At 55.4% G+C, this 12,444-nt stretch carries 16 protein-coding genes; 9 read left to right on the top strand and 7 right to left on the bottom strand.

Annotated elements, in window-relative coordinates; all coding sequences use genetic code 11:
• From JFN93_RS17120 to JFN93_RS17080, 9 genes are all read left to right on the top strand, one after another.
• On the top strand, window positions 1-399 hold the full coding sequence (locus tag JFN93_RS17120; protein WP_199385348.1) for an Hsp20/alpha crystallin family protein: 399 nt from the start codon (window positions 1-3) through the stop codon (window positions 397-399).
• Window positions 400-424: 25 nt separating this feature from the next.
• The gene (locus tag JFN93_RS17115) at window positions 425-907 is read left to right on the top strand and encodes an Hsp20/alpha crystallin family protein (RefSeq protein WP_199385347.1); all 483 of its coding nucleotides are present in this window, start codon (window positions 425-427) and stop codon (window positions 905-907) included.
• A gap of 321 nt (window positions 908-1,228) precedes the next feature.
• Window positions 1,229-1,390 (top strand): hypothetical protein, encoded by a 162-nt coding sequence (locus JFN93_RS17110; protein WP_199385346.1) that lies wholly within the window; start codon window positions 1,229-1,231, stop codon window positions 1,388-1,390.
• 24 nt (window positions 1,391-1,414) lie between these two features.
• Window positions 1,415-2,356, top strand: a complete 942-nt coding sequence (locus JFN93_RS17105) for a DnaJ C-terminal domain-containing protein (RefSeq protein ID WP_199385345.1) — start codon at window positions 1,415-1,417, stop codon at window positions 2,354-2,356.
• A gap of 11 nt (window positions 2,357-2,367) precedes the next feature.
• On the top strand, window positions 2,368-2,670 hold the full coding sequence (locus tag JFN93_RS17100) for a chaperone modulator CbpM (protein ID WP_199385344.1): 303 nt from the start codon (window positions 2,368-2,370) through the stop codon (window positions 2,668-2,670).
• Between the two features lie 18 nt (window positions 2,671-2,688).
• The gene (locus tag JFN93_RS17095) at window positions 2,689-3,186 is read left to right on the top strand and encodes a phosphate-starvation-inducible PsiE family protein (RefSeq protein ID WP_199385343.1); all 498 of its coding nucleotides are present in this window, start codon (window positions 2,689-2,691) and stop codon (window positions 3,184-3,186) included.
• A 30-nt stretch (window positions 3,187-3,216) separates the two neighbouring features.
• Entirely contained in the window at window positions 3,217-4,347 is a 1,131-nt protein-coding gene (locus JFN93_RS17090; RefSeq protein ID WP_199385342.1) for a S1C family serine protease, read from the top strand.
• A 26-nt stretch (window positions 4,348-4,373) separates the two neighbouring features.
• Complete coding sequence (locus JFN93_RS17085; protein WP_199385341.1) at window positions 4,374-4,982, top strand: hypothetical protein; 609 nt, start codon at window positions 4,374-4,376, stop codon at window positions 4,980-4,982.
• Between the two features lies 1 nt (window position 4,983).
• Entirely contained in the window at window positions 4,984-5,430 is a 447-nt protein-coding gene (locus JFN93_RS17080; protein ID WP_199385340.1) for a thioredoxin family protein, read from the top strand.
• A gap of 143 nt (window positions 5,431-5,573) precedes the next feature.
• Here the strand turns inward: JFN93_RS17080 and JFN93_RS17075 are convergent, their stop codons facing one another.
• From JFN93_RS17075 to JFN93_RS17045, 7 genes are all read right to left on the bottom strand, one after another.
• Window positions 5,574-6,245: an FKBP-type peptidyl-prolyl cis-trans isomerase gene (locus JFN93_RS17075; protein ID WP_199385339.1), complete on the bottom strand. Its 672-nt coding sequence runs from the start codon at window positions 6,243-6,245 to the stop codon at window positions 5,574-5,576.
• A gap of 31 nt (window positions 6,246-6,276) precedes the next feature.
• Window positions 6,277-7,674, bottom strand: coding sequence for a DegQ family serine endoprotease (locus JFN93_RS17070; RefSeq protein WP_199385338.1), 1,398 nt, complete (start codon window positions 7,672-7,674; stop codon window positions 6,277-6,279).
• Window positions 7,675-7,810: 136 nt separating this feature from the next.
• Window positions 7,811-9,436, bottom strand: a complete 1,626-nt coding sequence (gene groL, locus JFN93_RS17065) for a chaperonin GroEL (RefSeq protein ID WP_199385337.1) — start codon at window positions 9,434-9,436, stop codon at window positions 7,811-7,813.
• Between the two features lie 91 nt (window positions 9,437-9,527).
• On the bottom strand, window positions 9,528-9,815 hold the full coding sequence (gene groES / locus JFN93_RS17060) for a co-chaperone GroES (protein ID WP_199385336.1): 288 nt from the start codon (window positions 9,813-9,815) through the stop codon (window positions 9,528-9,530).
• Window positions 9,816-9,962: 147 nt separating this feature from the next.
• Window positions 9,963-10,769: a hypothetical protein gene (locus JFN93_RS17055; RefSeq protein ID WP_199385335.1), complete on the bottom strand. Its 807-nt coding sequence runs from the start codon at window positions 10,767-10,769 to the stop codon at window positions 9,963-9,965.
• Between the two features lie 336 nt (window positions 10,770-11,105).
• Complete coding sequence (locus tag JFN93_RS17050) at window positions 11,106-11,936, bottom strand: DUF169 domain-containing protein (protein WP_199385334.1); 831 nt, start codon at window positions 11,934-11,936, stop codon at window positions 11,106-11,108.
• A gap of 21 nt (window positions 11,937-11,957) precedes the next feature.
• Entirely contained in the window at window positions 11,958-12,419 is a 462-nt protein-coding gene (locus JFN93_RS17045) for a MarR family winged helix-turn-helix transcriptional regulator (RefSeq protein WP_199385333.1), read from the bottom strand.
• Between the last annotated feature and the right edge of the window lie 25 nt (window positions 12,420-12,444).

Raw genomic sequence — 12,444 nt, 5'->3', positions numbered from 1 at the left:
ATGGCAGTCAACAGTCTTACGGAAAGAAATGACGAACGGAATGTGCAGACCCGTGAAGAGACGCGGTCCAACGAACGCTATATCCGCCCGGCAGTCAACATCATCGAGGATGAAGAAGGTATGGTCCTGACCGCCGACATCCCGGGCGCCTCCAAGGAATCGCTCGATGTCAACGTCGAAAAAGGCATTCTGACCATCAGCGCACCGGCCCAGCACAAGGTGCCCGGAACTTCGTCCTATCGGGAATTTGAACTGGCAAACTACTACCGCCAGTTCTCGATCCCCGAGAGCCTCGATCATGAAAAGGCCCATGCCGACTACGTGAACGGCATCCTGACCCTGCGGATACCGAAGTCTGAAGTCGCCAAACCGAAACGGATCGCAATCCAGGTCGGCTGAAGAGTCTGATTGGGAGGTGATCACCATGTCAAACCTGTTGCCCGAGAAATGGGGCGAGGCGCTGGAGCGGGTTCATGACAAAGTCGGCCATTTCCTGAACAAACTAAGTCCGCGGAAGAAAGAGGAACATACCCCGGAGCGGATCACAGCCGATGCCCTGCCAGCCTTCATGCAGTTTGGTGGTCCGTCGCTCGACATGAATGAAACCACTGATGAACTGATTATCAGGGCAGAAATGCCAGGGCTGAAGAAAGAAGATTTCTCAGTCGAACTTGTCGGCAGGCGGTTAACGATAAAAGGTGAAAAGAACGTTGTACGCGAGCGGAAAGGAGGTGATGGGTGCCTAATTTCAGAATGCCGGTACGGCAGCTTCGCCAGAACTGTCCGGTTGCCGTACGAAATCGATGAAAAGACGATTGCGGCGGACCTCAAACACGGGGTCCTGACCATCCGGCTCCCCAAGCCGGAGAAAGGACGGCATGCCCGCTATCGCGTGCCGATCTCCTGAACCAGCTTGAACGATTGAGGGCCGCTTGATGCGGCCCTCGCCGGTTCTATCGGAAAAGCCCCTTATTCTTTCTTGCAGACACGGAGGAAGGATAGATGAAGCGTAAATGCATCAACCCCGTTACGATAGTTCAAGAACATATGAAGGAGTTGCACAGCCAATACAGAACTACCGACGACCCGCAGCAAAAGGAAGTCTTGGCGAGGAGGCTCAGGAACCTTCAGAACGTACTACAGTTTCTTGCCGGGACACAGAATGACCCGAACAATGCTGGGAATTACGCACAACGTAACTCGCTACCGCAAGAGAAAGGAGCATGGCATGCATTACTTCATCAAAGACAACAAATTGCATCGTTATCCGGTTCCAAAGCGCTGTGGCGTCCAGTTTCAGAAAGAAATTCTGCGGGACACGATTCCGCACAATGTTGAACAGTGCATCTACTGCATGCGCAGATGGCCTGAAGACGACAACAAAGAATGATGGGTTCAGGCGAGAGAGAAGATAATGGCAACGTTTCAGGATTATTACGCCATCCTCGGCGTAAGCAAAACGGCAACCCAGGAAGAGATCCAGCGAGCCTACCGCAAGCTGGCACGAAAGTACCATCCCGATATCAACAAGGAAAGCTCCGCCGAGGAGAAATTCAAGCAGATCAACGAAGCCTACGAGGTGTTGGGAGATCCGGAAAAACGGGCCAGGTACGATCAGGTCGGCAGCAGCTGGGATGGGCGATTCGCCAATCAGGGGTCTCAGGGTGACAACAATGTGCGGTTCCATTTCTCAAATGCCGACCCGGGCCAGTTCAGTGACTTCTTTCAGAACCTGTTCGGCGGCGGATGGAGTTTTGGCGAAGAGGCCGAATTCCGGGGCGGAGGTACCAGGAGACGGCGGGGGCGGGATCATGAGGCCACTATCGACATCACGCTGTCCGACGCCTATCATGGCGTCAGAAAAAACATCGAACTGGAACGGGTAGAAGCGGACAGCAGCGGCAGACCGATCAGGACCAGACGCAGTTATGATGTCACCATTCCGCCGGGTGTTACGGACGGTTCCCTGATCCGGCTTGCCGGGCAAGGTGGCAGCGGCAGCGGCGGTGCGGAAGCGGGTGACCTGTTCCTGAGGGTCCAAATCCAACCCGACAAACGCTTCACCCTGAACGGCCATGACCTGGCCACGACGGTCGATATTACTCCCTGGGAGGCAGCTCTGGGGGCCAAGGTGCTGGTGCCAACGGTCGATGGCAGGATCAATCTCACCGTGCCGGCTGGTACCCAGAGCGGTCAGACCTTGCGGGTACGAGGCAAGGGGATGCCTGTTACCACGGGACGCTATGGAGATCTGCTGGTGAAAGTCCGCATCGTGGTGCCGAAGCATCTCTCGGCCAGGGAGCGGCATCTCTTCGAGGAATTGGCCAAGGAATCGCGATTTGATCCGCGTACGTGACCGAGGACGCCATGACAGCACGACAGTATGAAATCATTATCAGCAGAAAACATGAAATGGTCTCGGTGCCGGGCATCACCATTCATGAATTGTGTAGACTGTGCGAATGCCACCTGTCGGTAGCAAAGCGGCTCTTCTCCATCGGCCTCATCGAGCCGCTGTCGGGAGGGGCAACTCCTCTGTTTGACCGGAGTGCCGTTATCAGGGCAAGGAAGGCCTTGCGCCTGAAACGGGACCTTGGTCTCAACTTCGATGCCGTGGCCCTGGTGATGGAACTGCTGGACCGCATCGACGACCTGGAGCGGCGACTATAAGGTCCGAGGAGCTTTGCCATGACTGAACGAAACTGGCAGCAAACATGGCTGCACAAGGCAACCGAAAAAGCACGTAAAGCGAAACCATATCATCTCTTCGAGAACCTGATCGCCAATATTCTGGTGCTGCTCATATCATTCATCGTGGTTATCGCCCTTTTCAAGCTAGGCGAGGATGTTATCAATTTGCTGGTGAACAAGGCCTTCGACCCCCTGAAGCACGAGACTTTCCAGACGGTGTTCGGCGGGATTATGACCCTGCTCATCGCCATGGAGTTCAAGCACTCCATATTGGTAGTTGCCAAACGGCAGCAGAACATCATCCAGGTAAAGACGGTCATCCTGGTTTCGTTGCTTGCCCTGGCCCGCAAATTCATTATCCTTGATATCCAGGCCATAGAAGCGGCCAAGATTGCAGCGCTGGCATTGGCACTTATCGCTCTTGGCGCCGTGTACTGGCTTATGCGGGAACGGGATGCCTGGAACATGGAACATGGCCGGCAAGAAGAAGGATAACATTAATTGTTTGTATGATCGGAGTACCACATGCCTCAGTACTCGCCAAGTGACCCGTTCCTGCGTCGCCTGCGCTGGCTGACCATCGCAGTCATCACGGTGCTGTTCGCCTGGCATGCCCTGTCGTGGGCTGATCGGGCGTTCCAGAAAGAATCGGCAACACCGCGAGCGGTAACTGCCCGGGGCGATCTGGCCGCTGATGAAAAATCGACCATCGAACTGTTCGAACGGTCCCGCGATTCGGTTGTGTATATTTCCACATCGGAACGGGTCATGGACTTCTGGAGCCGCAATATCTTCACCATCCCCCGTGGCACCGGGTCCGGGTTCATTTGGGATGACAAGGGACATGTGGTCACCAATTACCATGTCATCGAAGGGGCTTCGGAAGCACGGGTCAGATTGTCGGACGGCAAGGAGTACAAGGCCAGCCTGGTCGGCGCCAGCCCCATGCACGATCTTGCAGTGCTAAAGATCGGCACCGGCTTCAAAGGACATTCGCTGCCGGTGGGCACCTCACACAACCTGAAAGTTGGCCAGAAGGTCTTTGCCATCGGCAATCCCTTTGGCCTCGACTGGACCCTGACCACCGGGATCGTCTCTGCTCTGGACCGGTCATTGAAGGGGGAATCCGGCAGCGTCATTGAGCATCTGATCCAGACCGATGCCGCCATCAACCCGGGCAATTCCGGCGGGCCGTTGCTTGATTCCGCCGGTCGGCTCATCGGCATCAATACCGCCATCTACAGCCCGTCCGGCGCATCCGCCGGGGTCGGCTTTGCAGTGCCGGTCGATACCGTCAACCGGGTGGTTCCGCAACTGATTGGTCAAGGGAAATATGTCCGCCCGTCCTTGGGAATTGAAATTGACCAGGATCTTAACGAAGCGATTACCGAGCAGCTTGGCGTCAAGGGGGTGGCTATACTCAAGGTGCGTTCAAATTCTCCGGCAGCACGTGCAGGGTTCAGAGGCATAACCATTAACCGCGACCGAACATTTTCTCCGGGAGACATCATTACAGCCGTACAAGGAAAACAGGTCGAAACGATTCCCAAATTGCTGGCTCGACTGGATGACTTCAAGGTAGGCGATACGGTGACCATCACCATTCTCCGTGACGGCAAACAGCAGCAGCGCAGCGTTCAGTTGCAGGCAGAGTAAGCAAAATCAAGCCAGGGAGAAGCGGAATGCCCCAAACCATTGACGATCTCATCCGACGGATCAAGGAACTGCAGGAGGAACTCGAAGTCGAGTTCAAGAAGAAACGGGACGAATTCGAGTTCATCATTGAAAAGAAACGGGTTCGGTTCGCCGAGGAGGTGGCACGGCAGCAACGTCGTCTGAAAATCGGCTGGTTCCGCTATCTGATCAAAGCAAGACCGCTCAATGTCCTGACCGCTCCGGTCATCTACGCCGGGTTTATTCCCTTCATGATCCTGGATCTGTTTCTCTGGCTTTATCAGTCGATCTGCTTTCCTGTGTACGGCATTCCCAAGGCAAAGCGCTCCGATTATCTGATTTTCGACCGGGAGGACCTCCCGTACCTGAACGTCATCGAGAAGTTCAACTGTTTCTACTGTTCCTATGGCAACGGCCTCATGGCCTATGGTCGGGAGATCGCTGCACGGACCGAACAATACTGGTGCCCGATCAAGCATGCTCGCCGGATCAAGGCGGCACACGAGCATTATCCGCGCTTCTTCGAGTACGGCGACGCCGAGAGCTGGCAAAAAGGGCTGGAACGGCTTCGTCGGCAGTATCCAAGAGAACAACAACCTGCAACCGCGGTAAAGTGACATGACTACGGCAAGTTACATCGTTTCCTGCCCATCCTGTGGCACTGGCAACCGTATCCCTGCTGATAAAGAGGGTCTGCGTGGGCGCTGCGGCAACTGCAAGTCATCTTTACCGGCGTTGTACTGCCATCCCCAGCAGATAACCGACCGGACCTTTGACTCCTTTATCAACTCCTATCCTGGTCCGGTGCTGGCTGAATTCTGGTCTCCCACCTGACCGCACTGCCACACCTTCGCACCGGTGGTGCGGACAGTTGCTGAAAAACTAGCCGGGCAGGCGGCAGTACTACAGATCAGTACCCAAGACAATCCAAATCTGGCAGCTCGATTCGGTATCAGGGGAATTCCGGCCATAGTGCTGCTGAAGCAGGGGCGCGTTGTCGGTCAACTTGCGGGAGCGCAACCGCTCGATGCGATTCTGACTTGGCTCAAACATAGGCTGAGCTGAGATTGAACGGAAAGGTTGTGGCTGAGTAAACTGTGAATATAGGCGAGACGCCTCTATCCGTGCCATTAGATAGAGGCGTCAACAGTTAAATTTTCGGTATAGAAAGGTGAAATCGACCGGATTCGGCCTTAAAAGGCACGCTCCTATTTCTTCTTGATTTCGAGGAGTTCTACCTCGAAGTTAAGCGTTGATCCTGGAAGAATGAGTTCTCCGGCACCAGCATCGCCGTAGGCGAGCGTGGACGGGCAGACAAACCGGGCCTTTCCACCCTCTTTCATTTTCTGCAGCCCTTCGGTCCAGCATTTTATGACCCCGTCCAGACGGAACTCGGCAGGAGTGCCACGCTTGTACGAACTGTCGAATTCCTTTCCATCAACGAGGGTCCCGCGATAGTTGACTTTTACCGTATCGGTTGCGGTCGGACTGGCGCCACTTCCATCCTTCAAGGACTGGTACACCATTCCGGAATCGGTCTTTACAGCCCCTTTTTCGCCGGCCGCCTTCTCCAGGAACTCCTTACCCGCAGCAGCAGCTTTCTCTCCCTGGGCCTTGCGGCGCGCACGGGCCAGTTCTTGCACCTTCCCGGTATAGTCGGCCAAATCTACCGCCGGTTTCTTTCCTTCGACCGCATCCGTAATCCCTTGCTTGACATGCTCCAATTCGGCGGGGGATAGGTTGAATACCGACAGAGACCGGGCAACCGTCAGCCCGATGGCATAAAGAGTCTTCTCATCCTCATTTTTAGGCCCCTCGACGGCAAATGAAGGGATGGTGATGAACAGGAAAAGCATGGCTACAATGATGATTCTGAGCATTCTATCCTCCGGTTGCGGATATGTTGTCAACTCAATCGAGTTTAGCGGCGACAAAGAGAGAGCTGTCACCCCGCTTCAGAAGGAAGCGAATGATCTGACCTTTTTTGTGGGCGGCTATGGCCTTTTCATATTCCTTCAGGTTGGCCACCTTTTGCCCGTCGATCTCCTTGATGATATCTCCCTGGGCGATGCCCGCCTCCTGAGCCAGCCCGTCCGATTTCACCTCGGTCACAACCACACCCGATGTTTCCTTTAGCTGAAACCTGGAGGCAAGTTCTTTGTTCAACTCCCTGACGGTGAGCCCCAGCTTATCCTGGGCAGCTTCACCCTGCTCATCGCCACCGCCATCCTTCAAACGATCAATGACAGCAGTAACATTCTCTTCCTTGCCGTCACGCAATATCTTGACCGTGACCTTCTTGCCCACATCGGTTGCAGCCACTAACCGTGGGAGTTCGCTCATCTCATGGATGACTTTCCCATCGAACTCCAGAATGATGTCACCAGGCTTAAACCCCGCCGTCTCGGCCGGGCTCTCCGGCAGGACTTCGCTCACCAGGGCTCCCTTTTCGCTGCTCAGGCCGAAAGATTTCGCCAGATCGGGGGTAACCGGCTGGATGGAGACCCCCAACCAGCCGCGTGTAACCTTCCCCTTCTCCCTCAGTTGAGGGATAATGGACTTGGCCATGTTGACGGGGATGGCGAAACCGATTCCCTGGCCGCCGGCAATGATCGCCGTGTTGATGCCGATTACCTCCCCTTTGGCATTGAAGAGGGGCCCCCCAGAGTTGCCGGGGTTGATGGAAGCGTCGGTCTGGATGAAGTCATCGTACGGGCCACTGCCGATCACCCGGCCTTTGGCGCTGACAATGCCGGCAGTTACCGTTTCGGCAAGTCCGAATGGGTTGCCGATGGCGATTACCCACTCCCCCACCTGGATAGCGTCACTGTCACCCAGTTTCGCCGTCGGCAACTCCTCCTTGGCGTCGCTTTTGAGCAGTGCCAGATCCAGCTTTTCGTCAAGCCCCTTGATTTCGGCCTTGAATTCGCGGCCATCGGCCAGTTTTATCTTGATCTCGTCGGCGCCGGCCACCACATGATTGTTGGTAAGAATGTAACCTCCGTCGATTATGAATCCGGAGCCGAGACTCCGTTGCTTGTACTGGCGAGGCTGCATGTTGTCGAAGAAACGGTCAAAGAAATCCTGGAAGGGGTCGTTGCCAAAGGGGCTGCTGAAAGGGCGTCGGAATTGTGTTTGCGGCTTTACCGTCTTGGCTGTACTGATATTGACAACGGATGGTTTCAGTTTCTTGGCCAACTCCACAAAGTCGGGGGCAAGTTCCTTTGCCCAAGCCGTCCCGAAACAGCTTGAGACGAGTAGCGTTACCCCCACCACCGTAGAAAACAAGCGTACTGCCGTTTGCTTCATGGTTAACCTCCGATATGGCTTACGTCCAAATTGCGCTGGAACCGGCTTGATGTTCCACTGCTTTGTCAATTGCCGTTACGTAAATAGGGGGACGGCTCGTTCGCCATCCCCCTATCAACGTCAGGGCATCCTGTACCTACATCATGTCATCCATTCCGCCGGGCATGGCCGGCATCGGCTTTTCCTCTTTCGGTTTTTCGGCGATCATCGCTTCGGTAGTCAGCATGAGACCGGCGACCGACGCGGCGTTCTGGAGGGCGCAACGGGAGACCTTGGTCGGATCGATAATCCCGGCCTTGAGCATGTCGACATACTCAGCATCTGCTGCGTTGTAGCCAAAGGCGTCCTTGCCGTTCCTTACCTTGTCAACCACGATGGAGCCATCAACCCCGGCATTCTGAGCGATCTGGCGGATGGGTGCCTCGAGGGCCTCTTTGATAATATTTACCCCGAACTGCTGTTCAGAGGGAAGGTTGAGGGAACTCAGAGATGCAAGAGCCCGAATATAGGCAACGCCGCCGCCGGGGACGATCCCCTCGTCGACTGCAGCGCGGGTGGCATGGAGGGCATCTTCAACCCGGGCCTTCTTCTCTTTCATCTCGGTCTCGGTCGCGGCACCTACCTTGATCACGGCCACACCGCCGACGAGCTTGGCAAGACGCTCCTGGAGTTTCTCCCGGTCGTAGTCGCTCTTGGTCTCCTCGATCTGTGCCCGGATCTGCTTGACCCGTCCCTGAATATCCGCTTCGGAACCGGCGCCATCGATGATGGTTGTGTTGTCCTTGTCGACGGTAATCTTCTTCGCCTGACCGAGCATCTCCAGCGTAGCATGCTCCAGTTTGACGCCCAGTTCCTCGGAGATCACGTTGCCACCGGTTAGAACGGCGATGTCTTCCAGCATGGCCTTGCGGCGATCACCGAAACCGGGGGCCTTGACAGCACAGACATTGAGAACGCCGCGAAGCTTGTTGACAACGAGGGTGGCCAGCGCTTCGCCTTCGATATCCTCGGCGATGATGAGAAGCGGCCGGCCGCTCTTGGCGGTCTTTTCGAGGAGCGGCAGGAGATCCTTCATGACGGTGATCTTCTTGTCATGGATGAGAATCTGGGCGTTTTCCAGGCTCGCTTCCATCCGCTCCGGATCGGTGACGAAGTAGGGGGAAAGGTAGCCGCGGTCGAACTGCATGCCTTCCACGGTCTCCAGGGTGGTCTCCATCGCCTTGGCCTCCTCGACGGTGATCACCCCCTCCTTGCCGACCTTCTCCATCGCCTCGGCGATGATGTCGCCGATGGTCTTGTCGTTGTTGGCCGAAATGGTCCCCACCTGGGCGATTTCCTTCTGGTCCTTGATTGGCTTGGAGATGTTCTTCAACTCGCCGACGATGGTCTCCACCGCTTGGTCGATGCCGCGCTTGATTTCCATCGGGTTGTGGCCGGCAGCGACCAGCTTGGAGCCCTGCCGGTAGATCGCCTGTGCGAGGACCGTCGCGGTGGTGGTGCCGTCACCGGCAACGTCGGAGGTCTTGGAGGCGACCTCTTTTACCAACTGGGCACCCATGTTCTCGAACTTGTCCTTCAGTTCGATCTCCTTTGCAACGGTAACGCCGTCCTTGGTGATGAGGGGAGAACCGAACGACTTCTCGATCACGACATTGCGCCCTTTCGGACCCAAGGTCACCTTCACCGCGTCGGCAAGGGTGTTCACCCCCCTGAGAATGGACTTTCTTCCTTCCTGATCGAACTTGATGAGCTTTGCAGCCATGATTCCATATCCTCCATTTGTTCTTGATGATTATGGGGACGATCCCGGTGCGGGCAACGACAGGAATCGCCATTAATGTGAAGGTCTACCGTTACTCCATGACACCCAGGATGTCGTCCTCACGCATGATGAGATATTCCTGGCCATCGATCTTTATCTCAGTGCCGGCATACTTGCCGAACAGGACCTTGTCTCCCACCTTGACATCAACGGGAGTAACCTTACCGTCCTCGGCCTTCTTGCCTTTTCCGACAGCGATGACTTCCCCCTTCTGGGGCTTCTCCTTGGCTGTCTCCGGAATGAAGATGCCGCCAGCGGTCTTGTTCTCTTCTTCCAGTCTCTTGACGATGATGCGGTCGTGCAGCGGTCTCAGATTCATGCTTTTGGTCTCCTTTCCTCGTATGATGTTGCGAGGTTAGTGAAATAAATAGCACTCCTTACAGATGAGTGCTAAACGCAAAAAAAATAAGAACGGTGAAGAGAAAAATCAAGGGGGGGAAAACAAATTTAGTGTATTGGGGCGATCCTAGCGCAGTTGAAGGTGCGAACTCTCGACCGCTGTTTTGGCATCATGATAGGCGTCTTCAAACTTTTCGCCACCATTCAGATTCTCAATTACTTGGAGAAGACCAGTGGTACCGACCTTGGCAAGCCAGAGCCGCACCTCGTGTCCCGCTGCCGTGTAGACGGGCCGGATTTCCACCTCACCCTTTGCTCGACGCTCGGTATTATTCTTTTCTCCGTAATGATCGAGGGCCTTATTCCAGTCTCTCAGGGACCTGAGAGCATGGAGCTCTTCCGTGGTCGGATAGGGAATGTTGTGAGAAAGAAGGTAGTTCCAGTGATCTTCCGAGTGCTCAGGCGCCTGGCTCACGGTAACAGCCACGCCTTCGTCAAACCATTGCGGCAAGCGCCACCACCAAGCCCAGAATGCGAGGCGAGTACGCATCTCGGCGTGGGACCATTCGTGGGCAAGAAAATGCCAATTCAAGCCACGTGGCGAAAGCAAAATGCGATCGAAGTAGACCTTGGCAATAGAGCCTCTGCCACCAAATTTCACATAGCAGGATTCGCTGACACAGGCATTGACTATTGGGTGAGAAATCACACTGCCGTAGGTCTCACGGACTGCTTCTCTTGCCCTTTCAACGGCTTCAAGCAGTTTTGCGCGGGTTGCACTGTCGGCGTTTGTTTCTATGTAGACGTCCGGGGCGATGGATATTAATCCAAAGCTTTCAGGTGCAACGAGCTTACTTCCTTGAAGTGTCCCGCAGCCACAGATCGCGCTGAGTGGCAGCGTAAGTGCGAAAAGTTTGAAAAGACGCATCAACATAAATGTATTTCCCAAGCTGAATCCGTGCTTCCTGGGCCGCGCTGCCGAGGTGCGACTGGAGTTCGTGAGCTATTCTCCCCACGATCGAATCTGGGGCAATTGCAGCCAGCCGGCCATTTGCCTGACCAGTACGGTACTCAATACCATGACAACCGCAAACATGGCCATCCTTACGGCAAGCCCCTTGTCCAGCCCATCTACATACTACGTTCCCATCACAAGGTTCCTTGCACACACCGGTTTTGTCCGGCTCTCTGGGATAACCACACACTTCATATGACATGATACCGATGGCGTCAAACGGGATCACACCATGCAATTCTGGATCAAGGGCCGCTAAAACCCCTCCCCTCTCTCCAAGACGCCGGCCCAGGTGTTGCCCTGCAGGAAACTTCCTTCCACGTTGGATTCCATCTGGAGCAGGCGCCGGAACGGGACTGTGAAAGTGAGCTTGTCAGCGCAGCCCTGACCTCTAAGGTACGTGCGGGCAGAAATGTCGGTGAGGCCGATGAGGCAGCGCGGGTTCTCCGACTGTGCCTCCTTGTAAGAGAGTATACCCATAACCTGGCAGGCCGCAGCATAGGGGACCGCTGCGTTTTCCAAGCCGGGTCGGTCATAGTTGGCGAAGATGGCCAGCGCTGAAAGCTGATCCGGGTTCACTAGGAAGGTCACGGAGACGGGTTCCTCCTTATCAGAGTCCAGATGTGACAACGGTTTCATCACGACGTACTGAGTCGGCACCTCAGCAATCGGTAAAGTCTTTACGAACTGCTCCGCCAAATCCGGTGTTTGCTTGTACCGCTCGCCGTGCAGGAAGTGGTCGACAAAAATGGCAGGCGCACCCGCTGCCCTCATTCCTTCCCCGATCACTTTGCCGGCAGGATCGTTCTCGTTGCCCGTAGAGAGAAATTGACAGAAACTGGGGAGGCCGCCGGGAAACTTCACATACGCATTGCCGAAGCCCAGTCCGATCCCGCCACCAGGGCAGGCATATGATTCCCGATCGAAAACCGCAGCCTTTCCCCGGGCTGCCGAAGCAAACATGAACATGACACAGGACGGTGCCCCTGGCTTGAATTGTGCTGCCCCCTCCGGCCTCTCATCTGAGAAGATCAGCGCGACCGGTTCCGTTTCCAGCTTCAATGCCTTCGCAATTGCAGATTCCATGTGAGTTTTCCTTTCTTACAATTACTTGCGCCGTGGCAGGTCGTGCTCGAGCCGTTTCGTGAGCGCCGTCATCAATGAAACAGCCTCGACAATCTGGGTGGAACTGATTCCGTCGGCGATCCGATTGGCCCACTCCGCCTGGCGATGTGCGACTTCCTCCATCACAGTTCTTCCATGGGGGGTCAGCGAATAGAGTTTTGCCCGGCGATGGGCGGGATTAGCGGAGGTTGCGACAAATCCGTCCATGGCCAAACAATCGGCGATGCGCTGGACGTTCTGCCTGGTGAGACCCATCCGACGTGCAATCTCCGCTACTGTTGCAGAGCTTTCGCACACCCCCCCAAGGACCTGCCAGCGGGCACTGGTCAGCCCCAGATCACATACCAACTGGTCTCCAGCAGCAATGAGAGTGCCATTCAGCCGAAAAGTTTCTAAGATGAGTTTGGTGAAATTGGCACCGGAAGGCGTATGCTCCATTTGCATTCAGTCTCCTTGTGACAATAAGTTG

Source organism: Geomesophilobacter sediminis, from assembly GCF_016458275.1.
Classification (GTDB): domain Bacteria; phylum Desulfobacterota; class Desulfuromonadia; order Geobacterales; family Geobacteraceae; genus Geomesophilobacter; species Geomesophilobacter sediminis.
This window is presented reverse-complemented; position numbering and strand designations above follow the sequence as displayed.